The sequence below is a fragment of the Proteus sp. G2609 genome (genome assembly GCF_963896135.1).
Taxonomy (GTDB): Bacteria; Pseudomonadota; Gammaproteobacteria; order Enterobacterales; family Enterobacteriaceae; genus Proteus; species Proteus mirabilis.
Genome location: NZ_CAWQNB010000039.1, coordinates 88,516 through 107,831 on the forward strand (window position 1 = coordinate 88,516; position 19,316 = coordinate 107,831).

The 19,316-nt window shown below is 40.1% G+C and carries 13 protein-coding genes; 6 read left to right on the forward strand and 7 right to left on the reverse strand.

The genetic code is table 11. The features are described 5' to 3' along the window. The 6 genes from oppB to nirB form a co-directional block, all read right to left on the reverse strand. Positions 1-921: an oligopeptide ABC transporter permease OppB gene (oppB, locus tag AACV01_RS12645; protein WP_004243230.1), complete on the reverse strand. Its 921-nt coding sequence runs from the start codon at positions 919-921 to the stop codon at positions 1-3. 78 nt (positions 922-999) lie between these two features. Further along, a complete protein-coding gene (gene oppA, locus AACV01_RS12650) occupies positions 1,000-2,637 on the reverse strand; it encodes an oligopeptide ABC transporter substrate-binding protein OppA (protein ID WP_004248215.1) in 1,638 nt (545 codons plus the stop codon). A gap of 267 nt (positions 2,638-2,904) precedes the next feature. Further along, positions 2,905-4,545: an ABC transporter substrate-binding protein gene (locus AACV01_RS12655; RefSeq protein ID WP_004248216.1), complete on the reverse strand. Its 1,641-nt coding sequence runs from the start codon at positions 4,543-4,545 to the stop codon at positions 2,905-2,907. 650 nt (positions 4,546-5,195) lie between these two features. Then, entirely contained in the window at positions 5,196-6,578 is a 1,383-nt protein-coding gene (cysG, locus tag AACV01_RS12660) for a siroheme synthase CysG (protein WP_046334974.1), read from the reverse strand. Between the two features lie 25 nt (positions 6,579-6,603). Then, complete coding sequence (gene nirD, locus AACV01_RS12665; RefSeq protein WP_060554700.1) at positions 6,604-6,936, reverse strand: nitrite reductase small subunit NirD; 333 nt, start codon at positions 6,934-6,936, stop codon at positions 6,604-6,606. Then, positions 6,933-9,479 (reverse strand): nitrite reductase large subunit NirB, encoded by a 2,547-nt coding sequence (gene nirB / locus AACV01_RS12670; RefSeq protein WP_060554701.1) that lies wholly within the window; start codon positions 9,477-9,479, stop codon positions 6,933-6,935. Before nirB ends, nirD begins: the two co-directional genes overlap by 4 nt. A 334-nt stretch (positions 9,480-9,813) precedes the next feature. Here nirB and AACV01_RS12675 point away from each other — a divergent pair, with 334 nt between their 5' ends. The 5 genes from AACV01_RS12675 (at position 9,814) to AACV01_RS12695 (ending at position 14,856) form a co-directional block, all read left to right on the forward strand. Beyond that, positions 9,814-11,379, forward strand: a complete 1,566-nt coding sequence (locus AACV01_RS12675) for an ABC transporter substrate-binding protein (RefSeq protein WP_170827679.1) — start codon at positions 9,814-9,816, stop codon at positions 11,377-11,379. A 74-nt stretch (positions 11,380-11,453) separates the two neighbouring features. Next, complete coding sequence (locus AACV01_RS12680) at positions 11,454-12,494, forward strand: ABC transporter permease (RefSeq protein ID WP_046334973.1); 1,041 nt, start codon at positions 11,454-11,456, stop codon at positions 12,492-12,494. Beyond that, positions 12,494-13,324 (forward strand): ABC transporter permease, encoded by an 831-nt coding sequence (locus AACV01_RS12685; protein WP_020945758.1) that lies wholly within the window; start codon positions 12,494-12,496, stop codon positions 13,322-13,324. Before AACV01_RS12680 ends, AACV01_RS12685 begins: the two co-directional genes overlap by 1 nt. Next, positions 13,317-14,153: an ABC transporter ATP-binding protein gene (locus AACV01_RS12690; protein ID WP_046334972.1), complete on the forward strand. Its 837-nt coding sequence runs from the start codon at positions 13,317-13,319 to the stop codon at positions 14,151-14,153. The genes AACV01_RS12685 and AACV01_RS12690 overlap by 8 nt, the downstream gene beginning before the upstream one ends. Further along, on the forward strand, positions 14,143-14,856 hold the full coding sequence (locus AACV01_RS12695) for an ABC transporter ATP-binding protein (RefSeq protein WP_004243243.1): 714 nt from the start codon (positions 14,143-14,145) through the stop codon (positions 14,854-14,856). Before AACV01_RS12690 ends, AACV01_RS12695 begins: the two co-directional genes overlap by 11 nt. A gap of 92 nt (positions 14,857-14,948) precedes the next feature. On the opposite strand, the gene AACV01_RS12700 is transcribed toward AACV01_RS12695, so the two are convergent. Continuing rightward, entirely contained in the window at positions 14,949-15,593 is a 645-nt protein-coding gene (locus AACV01_RS12700; RefSeq protein WP_004243244.1) for a YchE family NAAT transporter, read from the reverse strand. A 514-nt stretch (positions 15,594-16,107) separates the two neighbouring features. Here AACV01_RS12700 and adhE point away from each other — a divergent pair. Then, positions 16,108-18,771: a bifunctional acetaldehyde-CoA/alcohol dehydrogenase gene (gene adhE / locus AACV01_RS12705; protein ID WP_004243246.1), complete on the forward strand. Its 2,664-nt coding sequence runs from the start codon at positions 16,108-16,110 to the stop codon at positions 18,769-18,771. The last annotated feature ends 545 nt before the right edge of the window (positions 18,772-19,316 follow it).

Here is a 19,316-nt window from a genome sequence, read left to right on the forward strand (position 1 = left end):
TTAATAACGAATTTTCGGATCGATTACGGCGTATAAAATATCAACAATGGCATTAAATAAAATGGTTAAACCACCCACAATAATGGTTAAACTCAATACCAATGAGTAGTCTCGATTTAATGCACCATTAACGAAAAGTTGACCAATACCCGGTAATCCAAAAATGGTTTCAATGACCATAGAGCCTGTAATAATCCCCACAAATGCCGGCCCCATATAAGAGATCACTGGCAGTAATGCTGGTTTTAACGCATGACGTAGCACTATGCGTTTCATTGGTAAGCCTTTAGCTTTGGCCGTTCTGATAAAGTTTGAGTGTAAAACTTCAATCATAGAACTACGTGTGATACGCGAAATACTTGCAATGTAGGAGAGCGATAATGCAACCATCGGCAGTAACATGTACTGAATTTGCCCACCATTCCAACCTCCCGCCGGTAACCAACGTAAGGTAATCGCAAAGATAAGCACTAATAGTGGCGCCACCACAAAGCTCGGTATCACAACCCCCGTCATGGCAAATGTCATGACGGTATAATCCCATTTGGTATTTTGATTCAGTGCGGCTATCACGCCTGCCCCCACACCAAAAATAACCGCTAATACAAAGGCCGATAGCCCTAATTTTGCAGAAACAGGGAATGCTTTACCGACTAAAGTGTTAACACTGTAGTCTTTATATTTAAAAGAAGGCCCTAAATCCCCTTTCGATAATTGAATTAAATAATCGAAGTATTGTTTGTAAATGGGATCGTTTAAATGATATTTCGCTTCGATGTTGGCCATAACTTCAGGGGGTAATTTCCTTTCCCCAGTAAAAGGGCTACCCGGCGCTAAGCGCATCATAAAGAACGAAATCGTTATTAGAATAAAAAGTGTCGGGATCGCTTCCAAAAAGCGACGAAAAATAAATTTGAGCATTGCCCGTTCCTATAACACAAACCTATTCAGGCGTGGTGATAAAAAGACCTCGCTTAACTTAAGCAAGGTCTCGCCCGATTATTTAGCAATAATATACAAGTCTTTAGTATGTAAATTATCCAGTGGATCTTTACCAGAATAACCACCGACATAAGGTTTAACCAAACGGGTGTTTACGTAGTAGTAAAGTGGAACAATGGCAGAATCTTTATCTAATACACCTTCTGCTTTTTGATAAATTTCTGCACGTTCATCATCCGATTTCACGCGTAAAGATTCTTTCATATACGCATCAAATTGTTTGTTTTTATAGTGAACGGTATTATTACTGCTGTAAGACAGCATCATGTTAAGGAATGAAGAAGGTTCGTTATAATCTGCACACCATCCTGCACGTGCAACATCATAATTACCTTGGTGACGTGTATCTAAGAACGTTTTCCACTCTTGGTTTTCAAGAGAAACCTCAGCACCTAAGTTTTTCTTCCAAATAGAAGAGGCCGCAATCGCAACTTTTTTATGTAGATCAGAGGTGTTATACAGTAACTTGAATTTTAATGGATTGGCTTTGTTATAACCCGCTTCTTCTAATAATTGGCGCGCCTTTTCATTACGTTGCTCTTGGGTCCAAGAAGCGAACCACTCTGGTTTACTCTCTTTAATGCCATCGGTGAAAGGCGGTGTAAATCCGTAAGCAGGGATATCACCTTGGTTTTTCACTTTATAAGTGATGATATCTCTATCCATAGATAGTTTTAGTGCTTCACGTACTCGTGGATCGTCAAAGGGAGCTTTCTCATTATTAATTTCATAATAATAAGTACATAAGTATGGGCTGATACGTAATTCATCTGGGATCTCTTTTTTCAATTTTTGGAAAAATTCAATCGGCAGATTGCTATAAGTCATATCGATTTCACCCGCACGATAGCGGTTTACATCGGTGACTTCTGATGAGATAGGTAAAAAAGTAACTTTATTGATAACCGTATTTTTATTGTCCCAATAGGTTGGACTACGCTCTAATTCAATACGTTCGTTTACCGTCCAATTTTTCAGTACATAAGCACCATTGCCAACAAAGTTCGCAGGTTGCGTCCACTTTTCACCAAATTTTTCAATTACTTTTTGATTCACTGGCGACATCGAGGAGTGAGCTAGCAATTTAGGTAAATAAGGTACGGCCTCTGATAATGTGATTTCTAATGTATTATTATCAAGCGCTTTAACACCTAGTTCCGTCGGTTTTTTCTTACCGGCGATAATATCGTCAATATTAACAATATGGGCATATTGTAGATAGCTTTCATAAGGTGATGCTGTATTCGGATCTGCTAAACGTTGCCAGCTATAAACAAAGTCTTGCGCTGTTACAGGGTCACCGTTTGACCATTTCGCGTCTTCACGAATTTTAAACGTCCAAACGGTAAAATCTTTATTTTCCCAGCTAGTCGCAGAGCCCGGTAGAATTTCACCATCAGGCCCTACAATCGTGATCCCTTCAAATAGATCTCGTGCTAATGCTGATTCAGGTACACCCTCAATTTTATGAGGATCAAGTGATTGTGGCTCAGAGCCATTATTACGCACTAACTCTTGTTTATCAGCCAGTTTTACCCCATCAGGCACAACAGCCGCAGTAGCATTGAGCGCCGTAAAACCAAAGATAGTACCAATGGCGATCGCTAGCGCACTTTTTTTAGTTACATTTATCATCTTATCAAATACTCCCAGTTAGTGAGTCGGCCATTGTTCGGCCTTCCTGTGATGCTTCGCTGTGTTTTTGGAACGTTTTACACAACTTATTGTTTTACAAAAAAATAAAATATTGTTTCGGATTGACTATCTATGCTTAACTGCATGATGTCTTTATCATTTTTGTGCCGTTATATTTTGTGTAGTACTTTTTATGCTGTACTTTTTTAAATTGCTTTTGCTAATTAAAATCAGATATAGCTATAGATGCGTTATAACTTACCAGTTTTATTTATCTGCCTTTATAAAATAGCGCTTTAAGTCCGTATAATCAAAGGGGTCTTTACCGGTAAATCCGCCCACTTTAGGACTGACCATTCTGACACTCACACGATAATAGACTGGTACAATAGCGGAGTCCTTGTCTAACAAGGCTTCAGCACGTTGATACAGTTGGTGACGCGCTTCATTATCAGTGGCCAGTAACGCATTTTTTAATGCGGCATCATAATCACTATTTTCATATAAAATAGTATTTAGACTGCTAGTGGAGAGGAAAGAGTTTAAAAATGATGTTGGTTCATTGTAATCGGCACACCATGTTGCCCTTGCTACTTGGTAATTACCTTGGTTACGATTTTCTAACGTCGTTTTCCACTCTTGATTTTGTAAAGTGACATTAGCACCAATATTCTTTTTCCACATAGAAGCGGCAGCAATAGCTTGTTGCTTATTCTGATCGGATGTGTTGTACAGCAATGTAAAAGATAATGGGTTTTGGCTGTCATAACCGGCTTCTTTTAATAATTCACGCGCTCTTTCATGACGCTGTTGTTGCGTCCAACCTGCCCATTTAGGGGGTTTAAACTTGCCATTATTAATAAAAGGTGGAGTAAAAGAATAAGCCGGTATTTGCCCTTGCCCCATGATCTTTTCCGCGATAATTTCTCTATCTAAACTTAATTTTACCGCTTCACGCACACGGGGATCATCAAAAGGTGGACGTTTATTATTAAGCTCATAAAAGAAAGTACATAGGTAAGGCGTAACATGTAGATTCTCTGGTTGCTCTTGTTTCATCTTTCGATAAAGCGTAGGAGGAATAGCGCTATTGGTGATTTGAACTTCACCGCTACGGTAGCGATTAATATCACTGGTTTCTGAACTAATAGGTAAAAAAGTCGCTCGTTCAATAATGGTGTTTTTGTTATCCCAATAAAGTGGATTACGTTTTAAAGTGATTTTTTCATTAACCACCCAATTATCAATTAAATACGCCCCATTACCGACAAAGTTTTCCGGGCGAGTCCAATTGACACCATATTTTTCAACAATCTCTTTTTTAACTGGTTTTAATGAGGTGTGGTTTAGCATATCCACCAGATAGGGAACCGGTTGTGTGAGCGTAACTTGCAAAGTATGTGGATCAATTGCTTTTACCCCTAGACTCTCTGGGGATTTCTTGCCTGTCAGAATATCTGCAACATTTTCCACATAGGCATATTCAAGATAACTGGCATAAGGCGAGCCAGTTTGGGGATCAGTTAATCGACGCCAACTATAAACAAAATCATCTGCAGTAACCGGTGTACCATCACTCCATTTCGCATCATCGCGTAAATAGAAAGTCCATGTTTTATTGTCTTCTGAACTCTCCCATTTAGCGGCAACCCCCGGCATACTTTCGCCATTAGGCCCCATATAAGTGAGCCCTTCTAATAAATTTAAAATAATATTACTTTCTGGTACCCCTTCCACTTTATGTGGATCAAGGGAGGAAACTTCAGTGCCATTATTAATAACAATATCTTGTTGTTTCGCAAGAAGAGTACCTTCTGGAGGTATTACCGCATGAGAAAGAAAAGAGGTCAGCGCAAGTGATATAATGCTGACAGGAAACATCATTTTTAACATAACTTTCTTTTTCATGGGTACCTCTCCTAATAAATAATCATCTATAGCGGGGTTACTCAATTTACATATAAATTATTTTTAAATAATATTCAGATATTTCATGCTATTTAATATGTTGAGATAATTGTTAGATAAAATTAATAACAATATTCTTCTTTTTTACACTTATAGTGAATTTTGTCAATTAGTGCGGTGTTATTATCACTTAAACTTTACTAAGCCCAGTAGACTTCTATCTTATGAAAAAAGAAAATTCTCATCACGGTATCTACAACAACAAATAAACATTTAATTAACACCGCGCAACTTTTATAGATAGAAAACCTACATAGCTCACAAAATTAATATAATCAGATGGGTTTTTAGCGAGGATACAGAACTTTATGATGTGTTCGGTGTAAGTTTTTTTTCACGCAACTTGATTATAAACAATAACAAATCTGTCTTTAAATGACAGAAACTGGCTAATCTAAAAATACCGGTAGATTAATAAAAAAACATTTTTATTATTTGTTTTTAAAAATTAATATATTTTTTGAAATGCAATTAAAATCAGTACTATTTTCATTTATATCCCGATGAATTAGCAAAAAAATATCCTTTATCGTTGTTATGAACCATAAAGGATATTCTGAGCGTTAGCCTACTTATTCAAAATTTTTGCTTTAATTAGCTAAAGTCGTACCAAACCATTGTAGCTTTTGATTTAAACTGACGACTTCACCAACAATAATTAATGCAGGACTTTGCATTGAGTTTGCCATTTCAGCCAGTTGCTGTAATTGACCAACAACCACTTTTTGTGTCGCCAGTGTACCTTTTTCTACTATTGCCACTGGCATAGTGGCACGCATATGCTGATTAAGTAACATTTGCTGAATGTAATCGGCTTTACTTAGCCCCATATAAAAAACCAAAGTTTGGTTATCTTGTGCGATACATTGCCATTGTGCGTCGTTCAGCCCTTTTCCATGCCCAGTAATAAAACGTACACTTTGTGCATAATCCCGATGTGTTAATGGAATACCGGCATAAGTGGTACAGCCTGATGCCGCAGTAATGCCGGGCACCACAGAAAAAGGTATTTGATGCTCAATTAAAGCTTCTAACTCTTCACTTCCTCGACCAAATATAAAAGGATCACCCCCTTTTAACCTCACTACCCTTTTCCCTGCCTTAGCGTGATTAATAAGAATTTGGTTAATCTCCTCTTGAGGAACACAATGAAAACCAGCTCGTTTACCAACATAAATACGTTCAGCATCTCTGCGCACTAAATGCATAACCTCATCAGAGACTAATCTATCATAAACCACGACATCGGCTTGCTGACATTGTTGCAGCCCTTTAATAGTCATTAATCCTGCATCTCCAGGGCCTGCTCCCACCAACACCACACTCCCTTGGGGTTGGTTATTTTCCGCTAGCAATGTGCTGATACGTTGTTGAATACCGTTATCTCTACCTGCATCAATTTCCGCTTGTAGCGCTTTATCTGCAAAAAAACGCTCCCAAAAATAGCGTCTAGCACTCATGGTGGCAAAACGTTGTTTAACTTGCTCACGTAATTTCCCTGCTAACTGCGCTAAAGCGCCTAGCGAGTTGGGCAACCACTGTTCCATTTTTTCACGTAAGATGCGTGCAAGTACTGGGGCTTTTCCTCCCGAAGAAATCGCAACCATAATAGGGGAACGGTCAATCACTGAGGGCATAATAAAGCTAGCTTGCTTGGGCGAGTCAACCACGTTACAAAAAATGCGTTGTTCTGTGGCCTGCTGATAGACAAGTTGATTCACTTGCTCATTATCTGTGGCCGCAATGACTAGCCATTTGTCAGCTAAATCAGCAACACTAAATTCAGCCATGAAACACTGCAATCGTTGCTCGTTTTGCCACTGCATAAATTGTGGTGTGAATGTCGGTGCAACGACGGATATAACCGCTCCCGCTTCCATCAGTAAACGTGCCTTACGCTCTGCCACTTCACCGCCACCTACTAATAAACAAGGTTTATTGTTGAGCTGACAGAATATTGGAAAATAATCCATCTGGGTCCCCTATTTATTGGTTTTATCAATGACACGAACGCACACTGACTGTATTACCTTCGACTTTGACTTCATAATGAGTAATTGAATAGTGCTCATCTTCAAGGCAATAACCATCTGTTAAGCGAAAATGCTGCTTTTTCAATGGACTGACGATATATAACTCATTGTCGTGCTCTGCAATTAATCCCCTTGATAAAACACTCGCTTGCGCGAAGGGATCAATATTGCTTAATGCGTAGAGCCGTTCATCTTGGTATGGACGGAAAATAGCCACCTGATCTTGCTCCACCAGCGCACAAACGCCAGTTCCCACAGTGATGTCATCTAATTGGCAAACCGCTATCCATTGACTCATGATTGCGTCTCCTCTGTTACCATTTTGATATCAATACGTTCATGCACGCGGGCAGGACGATGCTGAGCACGCTCTTTTACCATCTGTATATTAGGATCGGGCATCGGATTGTTAATAAAGTGCGCAAAACGTTTCAATGCTTGTGGTGAATCAAGGGTTTCTTGCCACTCACAGGCTACGCGCTCTTGTAAAACTTTAAGCTCTTTTTCTAACTGTGCATTTAAGCCTAACTTGTCGTGAATAATGACTTCACGTAAATATTCAACGCCCCCTTCTAGGCTTTCTAACCAAACGGAGGTTCGTTGTAATTTGTCTGCCGTACGGATATAGAACATCATAAAGCGGTCAATATAATGGATCAGCGTTTCTTCATCTAAATCCGCCGCGAATAGATCGCCATGACGCGGTTTCATGCCTCCATTACCACCAAAATAGAGATTCCAGCCTTTTTCTGTGGCAATAATCCCTACATCTTTCCCCTGAGCTTCGGAGCATTCACGGGTACAACCAGATACCCCAAATTTCATTTTATGCGGCGTGCGGATCCCTTTATAACGATGTTCTAAAAAGACACCTAATCCAACACTATCGCCAACCCCAAAACGACACCAACTGTTTCCTACACAAGTTTTTACCATACGGATCGCTTTGGCATAGGCATGGCCTGTTTCAAAACCCGCGGCAATTAATTTCTGCCAAATCGCCGGTAAATCTTGCTTCTGTGCACCAAACATCGCCATACGTTGAGAGCCTGTGATTTTGGTGTATAAATTGTATTCTTGTGCAATTTGTCCAATCGCAATAATACCCGCTGGCGTAATTTCACCGCCAGGGGAGCGTGGAATAATAGAGTAAGTGCCATCTTTTTGCAGATTGGCGAGGAAGTTATCATTCGTATCTTGTAGCGCAACTAAGTCATCACGCAAGATATAGTCGTTCCAACACGAAGCCAGCAGAGAGCCGACGGTTGGTTTACAAATTTCACAGCCATAGCCTTGACCATGTTTTTTCAATAGTTCATCAAAGCTTTTCAGCCCTTCAACACGAATAAGATGATAAAGCTCTTGGCGAGAATAGTGAAAATGTTCACAAAGGTGATGGTTAACTTCAATGCCTTGTTTTGTGAGTTCCGCATTTAATACTTGAGTGATAAGCGGAATACATCCCCCACACCCCGTTCCCGCTTTTGTTTCTGCTTTAATCGCCGCAACCGTATGACAACCACGCTCAATAGCTTGAATAATGTCGCCTTTGCTTACATCAAAACAGGAGCAAATTTGTGCTGTTTCAGGTAATGAATCAACCCCGATAGCCGGTTTACTTCCAGCATGAGCAGGTAAGATTAATGTGTCAGGATGTTCTGGTAATTCAATTGTATTTAATGCTAACTGTAACAGATTGCCATAATCTTCCGTATCCCCAACCAATACCGCACCTAATAGGTATTTATTGTCTTCACTCACTATCAGGCGTTTATAAATCTCTTTACCTTCATCAAGATAAATATAGCTACGACAACCTGTTTGGCGACCATGGGCATCACCAATTCCCCCTACATCAACCCCGAGTAGTTTTAATTTTGCACTTAAATCCGCCCCTTGGAATGCAGTCTGTTGACCTAATAGATGATCAACGGCTACCTGAGCCATTTTATAACCCGGGGCAACTAACCCAAATGTTTGGTTATGCCAAGAAGCACACTCCCCAATGGCATAAATATCTGCATCTGAGGTTTGGCAATAGTCATTAATCACAATCCCCCCTCGTGGGGCTATATCGAGAGAACATTGACGTGCTAATTTATCTTTCGGGCGTATCCCGGTTGAAAATACGACAAAATCAACCTCAAGTGAGGAGCCATCGGCAAACTGTAATGTTTTTCGCGCATTTTCCCCTGTCGATAAGATCGCTTGGGTGTTTTTCGCTGTGTGTACTTTAACCCCCATGCGCTCTATTTTACGTTTAAGTTGCTCTCCTCCCATGCTATCAAGCTGTTCTGCCATTAGCGTTGGCGCAAATTCAATCACATGGGTTTCAATACCTAAACTTTTTAGCGCACCAGCGGCTTCTAAACCTAACAGCCCGCCGCCAATAACCGCCCCTTTACGGCTTAAACGAGCACAAGCTTCAATCGCATTTAAATCTTCGATAGTTCGGTAAACAAAACAATCTGGTGAGTTGTTTCCATTAATAGGAGGAACCCATGGGTAGGAGCCTGTTGCCATGATCAATTTGTCGTAGCTAACACAACGCCCAGTATTGGTGTGCACCACTTTTTCTTCACGATTAATGGTGATCACACGCTCACCCACTAATACTTCAATATGATGTTTCTCGTAATAGCCGGGTTTAACTAACGAGAGCTCTTCAGCGGTGTGATGAGAAAAATAGGAAGAGAGATGGACTCTATCATATGCAATACGAGGTTCTTCACAAAAGACGATAATATTGAACGTTTCATTGCCGCCCTTATCAATCAATTCTTCTATATAACGGTGTCCAACCATGCCGTTACCGATGATTGCGAGTGTTTTCTTGCTCATTTTTGCCTCAGATCTAAAGGTATCTAAGGTTAAAATACGAGGCTACTCATAAGAGATATTGATGAATATCAAAGACAGCTTAATCAATTCAGCCAATACAACTTAATAGTCAACATATTACTACCAAAGTAGTATTTTATTCGTCGTTTGTTGCGATTAATTATTCCTCAACCATAATTAATTCAAAAGGCTTATAACGAGGTGTTATATATAAGTGTAATAAAAACTTTGCGAAATGCGCTTATTTTGCCTAAGTTAATTTCCAAAAGTAATAACTAATAAGTTATTGACATAATAACGAAAGCGAGACTATTTCAGGGAGCGTCCAATGAAAGTGAAAACCAAATTATTATCATTACTTGTGATGGGTGCTCTCAGTGCCCCTGTATTGGCAGCAACACCTGCCAATACATTGATTGTAGTACAAGGCCTTGATGATATTGTTAGCCTTGATCCTGCTGAAAGTAACGAGTTATCAAGTATTCAGACCGTACCAAGTTTATATCAACGTATTGTTCAGCCTAACCGTGACAATCCAGAAATTAACGAGCCAATTTTAGTCGAGAGTTGGCAGGCTCACCCTGAACAAAAATCTATCGTCTTTAAAATTAAACAGGATGCAAAATTTGCCTCCGGTAATAGCGTACGCCCAGAAGATATTATCTTCTCTTACCAGCGTGCAGTGACGATGAATAAATCCCCTGCTTTTATTTTAAATGTGCTAGGTTGGAAAGCAGATAATATTAATACCCTATTGAAAAAAGTCAGTGATAAGGAGATTGAAGTACGTTGGACAGCAGATGTTAGCCCTGATGTGGTACTTAACATCCTTTCTACACCAATCGCTTCTATTGTTGATGAGAAATTGATTGCCGCACATATTAAAAATAATGACTTTGGTAATAATTGGCTAAAAATGAATTCGGCTGGTAGTGGTGCTTATAAAATGCGTGCCTACAAACCTCGCCAAGCCATTGTGTTAGAAGCTAACCCTCTTTCACCGACCGGTGCGCCTAAGATAGCCAATATTATTATCAAAAATGTGCCCGATCCCGCTTCACGTCGTCTGTTAATTGAAAAAGGCGATGCGGATATTGCCCGTGACTTAGGTACAGACCAAACTGCAGCATTAGCAGGTAAACCTGGCATTCAAATTTTAAATATTCCTTCTGCTGAGCAAGTCTATATGGCGTTTAATACCGGTAGCGGAAATCCGCTTCTTAGCAATCCGGCATTTTGGCAAGCAGCACGCTATTTGGTCGATTATAAAGGGATCACTAATGACTTAATGCGTGGGCAATATTTTATTCACCAAAGTTTCTTGCCGGTAGGATTACCGGGGGCATTAGAAGATAATCCATTTAGTTTTGATCCGCAAAAAGCGAAAGATATCTTAGCAAAAGCAGGAATTACTCATGCACGTTTTACTCTCGATGTAGAAAACAAAGTTCCTTACATCACCGTTGCACAATCTATTCAAGCAAGCTTTGCACAAGCGGGTGTACAGGTTGATCTGTTACCTGCTGCCGGTAGTCAAGTTTATAGCCGAGTGAGAGCAAGGCAGCACCAAGCGGCGATCCGTTTTTGGATCCCCGACTATTTTGATGCTCACTCCAATGCTAGCGCTTTTGCCTATAATGACGGGCAATCAAATACCGTGGCTTGGTTAAATAATTGGAATATTCCTGAGTTAAGTAAACAAACACTCGTCGCCCTTAATGAAGCGGATAAGGCTAAACGTCAGTCCCTTTATACTGAAATGCAAAAAGAGCTACAACGCAGTTCACCTTACGTGTTTATCGACCAAGGCAAAAATCAGATTGTATTACGGGATAACGTGAAAGGTTATGCTCAAGGTCTAAATGCCGATATGGTCTATTACGACAAAGTCACTAAGTGATCATTTTCCTGCCGCCACTCACAATCATGCTATTGTGAGTGGTCTATTTTTTGCGATTTCAAGGCTGTTGCCGTATGAATACACTCACAATATCCACTCGCCTAAAAGGCCAGTTGTTTACCTTGGTTCAAGGTATATTGACATTGGCGCTAACACTTTTAGGGTTACTGGTTATTACTTTTACGCTTTCTGCGTTTTCCCCTGTTGATCCTGTTTTACAAATTGTTGGTGATCACGCCAGTATTGAAACTTATAATCAAGTAAAACATGAGTTAGGGTTAGATTTACCCATCTACATGCAATTTTTCCACTATGTAGAAGCACTATTGCAAGGAAATTTAGGTACGGCGACGTCAACGGGTCAACCGGTATTTGATGATTTAATCGCCACCTTTCCAGCCACTTTAGAATTAGCCACTGTCGCCTTAGTCATTGGCGCTAGTTTGGGGGTTTTATTTGGTGTGTTATGTGCGCGTTTTGTTGGCACTCCCTTTGATTTTATCTTACGTTTTTTAACGCTATTAGGTAGCTCAGTCCCTATTTTCTGGTTAGGTTTAATACTACTCCTTATTTTTTATGCCACATTGCAATGGACAGCAGGCCCAGGACGTTTGGATGATATCTATCAATTTACCATTGAGCCAGTAACCGGCTTTGCCTTGATTGACACCCTACTGGCAGGTGATAAAGATGCCTTTCTAAACGCCCTATCACATCTCATATTACCGGTTTCTCTGCTAGCCTATTTTGCACTGGCATCTATTACCCGTTTAACACGCTCTGCCTGTTTAAATGAGATGAATAAAGAGTATGTCACTCTCGCCAGAGCAAAAGGGATTGGCGAATTACGTCTTTTATTTACCCATGTATTACCTAATATTCGCGGTGTGTTGATGACCATTATCGCCTTGTCTTATACAGGGATGTTAGAAGGTGCCGTATTAACAGAAACGGTATTTTCTTGGCCGGGGATTGGTCGTTATCTCACAACGGCTCTCTTTGCGGGTGATACCACCGCAATTATGGGGGGCACACTTGTTATTGGTCTATGTTTTGTGCTGATTAATAATATGACAGATATCGTTATTCGTCTGACTGATCCGAGGTTACGCTAATGTCACTCTCCTTTTTAACAAAAATAGCGCGTTCACCTTCAGCGTTTATCGGTCTGTCATTGCTGCTCCTTCTGCTACTAATTGCCATTTTTGCCCCTTGGTTAGCGCCTTATGATCCGAATTGGCAACACGCTGCACAACGCTTATTAGCCCCTAATGCCGCACACTGGTTAGGTACTGATAGTTATGGTCGCGATATTCTTTCACGCTTAATTTATGGTACACGCCCAATGTTAGGTTTGGTGGGTCTTGTTGCCTTGATAACACTACCATTAGGGCTATTTATTGGCATTTTATCCGGTTATTACGGCGGTTGGACAGAGCGGATTTTAATGCGTTTTACCGACATCATTATGTCTATGCCCTCCTTAATTTTAGCCTTTGCCTTTGTCGCCATGTTAGGGCCGGGATTACTTAACGGTGCATTAGCCCTTGCACTTACAGCATGGCCGGCTTATGCCCGCCAAGCCCGTAGTGAAATTCAACACTTACGCAATAGTGATTACCTTGCAGCCGCTGAAATGATGGGAATTAAAGGTATTAGACTATTATGGGGGCATATTCTTCCTTTATGTTTACCTTCTGCCATTGTACGTTTAGCCCTTAATTTAGCGGTGATCATTCTTGCTGCAGCAGGTTTAGGTTTCCTTGGGCTAGGTGCTCGCCCTCCCATGGCGGAATGGGGAGCAATGATTGCCGAAGGGATGCCCGTTATTTTTGATCAGTGGTGGGTGGCCGCTATTCCGGGTACGGCAATTTTAATCAGTAGCCTTGCTTTTAACTTATTGGGAGATGGATTACGCGATGTATTAGGAGAAAGCCATGAATAAAGCCCCTTTAATCGAAGTCGATAATCTGTGTATTGATTTTCCACGTGCTAGAGTGGTGAATAATGTCTCCTTTCAGTTAGGACAAGAGCGGTTAGCACTGGTGGGTGAATCTGGTTCAGGAAAATCGATGACGGCACGCTCATTAATGGGCTTAGTGCGTAAGCCGGGCAAAGTTTCTGCTGATAAATTGCATTTTATGGGGGACGATCTACTCGCTTATTCTCCTAAGCAATGGAACCAGTTACGAGGAAAAACAATATCAATGGTATTACAAGATCCTCGTTATGCATTAAACCCAGTGAAAACCATTTATCAGCAAGTAGAAGAAACGGTAAAACTCCATCAAAAATTATCCCATAAAGAGCGACATGCATTAATTACTGAAACTTTGCTTTCCGTGGGATTACCGGAACAGAGTATTTCTCGCTACCCCGGTGAATTATCGGGCGGTATGGGACAACGCGCGATGATCGCTATTGCGCTGATTAATAACCCAGCGGTACTGATTGCGGATGAGCCAACTTCCGCACTAGATGCACAGCTACGACATCAAATATTAGAACTTATCATTACCCAATGCGCACAACGAGATATGGCTTTGTTGTTAATTAGCCATGATCTACCTTTAGTGGCTGAATATTGTGATCGTGTTATGGTCATGTATCAAGGGGAGCAAGTGGATGAACTTGAGGCAAAAGCATTACCTCAAGCCACACATCCATACACCCGCACCTTATGGACCTGTCGCCCTAATGCGAGTACCTATGGCACACAATTACCGGTATTAGATAGAACACTGAATTTTAAAGGTACACCTTATGCTAATTGATATTCATCATTTACGCGTTCAATTTGAACAAAATAGACAGATTAAGCAGGTGGTAAAAGGTGTCAATCTACAAGTTAAACAAGGCGAAACCTTTAGTTTAATTGGTCGTTCTGGTTGCGGTAAATCAACTGTATTACGTGTTATAGCCGGATTATTACATCATTGGCAAGGGGATATTAAGTTGTTAGGGCAAGCAATTAAGCCACAGCAACGCTTTCAAGGTAAGTTACGCCGTAACATACAGATGGTGTTTCAAGATCCCTATGCTTCATTACACCCTCAACATCGGATAGAACGAGCATTTATTGAGCCGTTAAAAATTCATCATATTGCTTATGATAAAACAACAATAACCTCAGCGTTAGAGCAAGTCGGTTTAGAAGGCGATATTGCTTATCGTTATCCACATCAACTATCAGGTGGACAACGTCAACGTGTGGCTATAGCCAGAGCATTACTGTTGCAACCACAGTTGTTATTGTTAGATGAGCCAACCTCTGCACTGGATATGTCGGTACAAGCAGAAATTTTAAATCTGCTTAATACCTTAAAAAAACAACATAACATGACTTACCTTTTGGTCAGCCATGATGCAGATGTTATTGCACATATGTCGGATAGCGCAGCGCTAATGGAAGAGGGTCAATTGACTTGCTATTATGATAGAAAAGCGCTTTCTCAAGGGCTTCATCGTCTTGATTAATTAAAAATAGCCACAAAAAAGATAACAAAGAGAGAAATGATAAGAGCAGTATTAAATATCAATACTGCTCCTTTGGTAATATTACACTGTGCTTATACTAATAATCCCGGAAAAATAGAACGTAACCCGGTGACAATAAATTCAATACCTAACGACATCAACAATAACCCCATAATACGCGTGACAACGTTGATACCGGTTTGACCTAAGTATTTAACTAATAAAGTGGCACTACGAAACAGTAACCAGCAACAAAAAGCAAAAAAGATACTGGTCGCAGCAAGACCTAAGAAATTAGTCACCCCTTCCCAGCGTGAACTCCAAACAATACAGGAGCTAATTGCACCAGGACCTGCCATCAACGGTAATGCTAAAGGCACCACCGCAACACTGCTACGTACTGCTGATTCATTTTTTTCTTGGTTATTTTGTTTATCTTCTCCTAAGCGCCCATTTATCATGGTCATTGCGATTGTCACTATCAGCATCCCCCCAGCGATACGAAATGAGTCAATAGAGATGCCAAAAATACTCAGTATCGAATCACCTATTAATAGGGAAATAACCAAAATAATCGCAACGGAGCCATTGGCAATTAAGTTTGTTTTATTACGTCCTGCATCCGTTTGATAACTCGTCATACTGATAAATACAGGCAAGATCCCTATCGGGTTTACAATAGCAAAAAGACCGACAAAAAATTTAATATAACCGGATAAATCCAGCAGTGCCCCCATGAAAAGCCCCTTCTTGGCTAATAAACATGCGAATTATGCTCTAAAAGATAGAGTAACTCCAAAAAATGCGCGTTACTTTAAATCAATAAACCAGTTAATTCTATTACTTAACATTATTTTGGCTAAATTTTTCGCTAGTAAACAACCATAACTCTAGTGATTTAATTTTATATCCTAGAGAGTCTTACAACAAAAAAATAGTCCATTTATTTTTGTAATTAATTATCATTACCATTTAAACACTTGCTGAAAGGTGTCAGCTTGCTATTATTGTGATGTAGATCACTTTAATTAATTAGAAAGATGATAAGCTGTCATCATTCAGAAAAAGGAGATCTTTTTAAAATATATTTGTATTTGTTATTGTTTTTTCTTAGCTTTTTAAGCAAATTAGAGCTTCTAATAATAATGACTTAAATAAGTATAGAAATTTTGATTTGAGCTATTCTTATTTAGTGATGATTTTACCGGCTAATTTGCTTAAAAAGTTTAACATTTTATCAGGAGTCTCTTTATGTCTGTAACTAACGTTACTGAACTCAATGATCTGGTTGCTCGTGTAAAAAAAGCTCAGCTTGAATTTGCTAACTTTTCTCAAGAAAAAGTTGACGCAATTTTTCGTGCTGCTGCATTAGCTGCCGCTGACGCCCGTATTCCTCTTGCAAAATTAGCTGTTGAAGAGTCTGGCATGGGTATCGTTGAAGATAAAGTGATCAAAAACCACTTTGCTTCAGAATATATCTACAATGCGTATAAGGACGAAAAAACCTGCGGTATTTTGTCTGAAGATTTAACCTACGGTACTATCACTATTGCTGAACCTATCGGTATTATCTGTGGTATCGTGCCAACCACTAACCCTACTTCTACCGCTATTTTTAAAGCATTAATCAGCTTAAAAACACGCAACGGTATTATTTTCTCTCCACATCCACGGGCGAAATTAGCCACAAACCGTGCGGCTGAAATTGTGTTAAACGCTGCAATCGCCGCGGGTGCACCAAAAGATATTATCGGCTGGATCGATGAACCTTCAGTGGCATTATCCAATGCATTAATGCACCATGATGATATTAACCTGATCTTAGCAACAGGTGGCCCAGGAATGGTAAAAGCCGCTTACAGTTCAGGTAAACCTGCTATCGGTGTTGGTGCGGGTAATACTCCTGTTGTTATTGATGACTCAGCAGATATTAAACGTGCAGTTGCTTCTATTTTGATGTCAAAAACCTTTGATAATGGGGTTATTTGTGCTTCAGAGCAATCTGTTATCGTCGTAGACAGTATCTATAAACAAGTTCGTGAACGTTTCGCCACTCACGGCGGCTACATGTTAACCGGTAAAGAGTTAAAAGCTGTTCAAGATATTATCTTAAAAGATGGTAACTTGAATGCGGCCATCGTTGGTCAACCGGCAGTGAAAATCGCAGAAATGGCCGGTATTGAAGTGCCTGTTAACACTAAGATTTTAATTGGTGAAGTTAAAGAAACTACTGATGCAGAACCTTTTGCTCACGAAAAACTATCTCCTCTGTTAGCAATGTACCATGCACAAAACTTTGAAGATGCGGTACATAAAGCAGAAAAATTAGTTGAAATGGGCGGTATTGGTCATACTTCTTGTTTATATACCGATCAAGATAACTGTCCTGAACATGTTGCCTACTTTGGCGACAAAATGAAAACTTCCCGTATTTTAATCAATACACCGGCATCACAAGGGGGTATTGGTGACTTATACAACTTTAAACTCGCTCCTTCTCTCACTTTAGGCTGTGGCTCATGGGGTGGTAACTCCATTTCTGAGAACGTAGGGCCAAAACACCTTATCAACACTAAAACCGTGGCGAAAAGAGCAGAAAATATGTTGTGGCACAAACTTCCTAAATCAATTTATTTCCGCCGTGGTTGCTTACCTATTGCACTGGAAGAGATTGCAACTGATGGTAAAAAACGCGCATTTATCGTTACAGACAGTTTCTTATTCAACAACGGTTACGTTGATGAAGTGACCAATGTACTGAAAAAATTTGGTGTTGAAACGGAAGTTTTCTTTGAAGTTGAAGCAGATCCCACATTAAGTGTCGTACGCAAAGGTGCAGAGCAGATGAACAGCTTTAAACCTGATGTGATCATCGCATTAGGTGGCGGTTCACCAATGGATGCGGCTAAGATTATGTGGGTAATGTATGAACACCCAGAAACACACTTCGAAGAATTAGCATTACGCTTTATGGATATTCGTAAACGTATTTATAAATTCCCGAAAATGGGTGTGAAGGCTCAAATGGTAGCAATTACCACAACATCAGGTACAGGCTCTGAAGTTACACCATTTGCTGTTGTGACTGATGATGAAACAGGCCAAAAATATCCATTAGCAGACTACGCATTAACGCCAGATATGGCGATTGTAGATGCCAATCTGGTGATGAATATGCCTAAATCACTCTGTGCTTTTGGTGGTTTAGATGCGGTGACTCACGCATTAGAAGCTTATGTTTCTGTATTAGCCAATGAGTATTCTGATGGTCAGGCACTGCAAGCTCTGAAATTGCTGAAAGAATATCTGCCAGCAAGCTATCATGAAGGTGCTAAAAATCCGGTTGCTCGTGAGCGTGTCCACAATGCAGCCACCATCGCAGGTATTGCATTTGCTAACGCCTTCTTAGGGGTTTGTCACTCAATGGCGCATAAATTAGGCTCTGAATTCCATATTCCTCATGGTCTTGCCAATGCGTTATTAATTTCTAACGTTATTCGTTATAACGCGAATGATAACCCAACAAAACAGACTGCATTTAGCCAATATGACCGTCCACAAGCACGTCGTCGTTATGCTGAAATTGCTGATCACTTAGAACTGTCTGCTCCTGGTGATCGCACTGCAGCTAAGATTGAAAAACTGTTAGCTTGGTTAGAAGAGATGAAATCTTCATTAGGTATCCCTGCTTCTATCCGTGAGGCGGGCGTACAAGAAAGTGATTTCTTAGCGAAAGTGGATAAATTATCAGAAGATGCGTTTGATGATCAGTGTACTGGTGCTAACCCGCGTTATCCGCTGATCTCTGAGTTAAAACAACTGTTATTAGATTCTTACTACGGCCGCGAATTTAACGAGCACCCGGTTGCTGAGGTAAAAGAAGCGAAGCCTGCTAAAAAAAGCAGTAAGAAATAATAGCGCTATCTCTGTATTAACAGATTAGCCTTCAATCTTCGATGATTGCTTTACTATAAAACCAGCCACAAGGCTGGTTTTATTTTGTCTACCAATGGATAACAATAATGTTCTAATCCCCTTATCTCTCAATTTATTTTTCTTCCTTATATTTAATATGACGTCCAGCAAGATAGATGAGAGCGCCGCCTTGTGATTATCACTTTTAGGTATACGTTGCTAAAACAGCACCAATCGCCCTCTCCCTCATTTTTATCAACATCCATCTCTTTATTCAGCTTAACCGTGATTAAGCGCTTAACGTGCTTTACAGCGCTTTGATATCTGATTACCTAGAAATGAAAACGCTAAAATTTCTCATTGAGTTAAACCGCACTACTCAATTACTCCTATGATAAGGCTTATCACACAAAAATGAGAGTTGAGCAAAAGTAGGCACTATTAATGTAATAAAATGAGGTGCTTATTTTTTAATAAGCACTTTTTACCGCAGCACCATAAAAAAGAGAAATATCAAAAGATTTTGATCTATCGAAGAAAGGAAT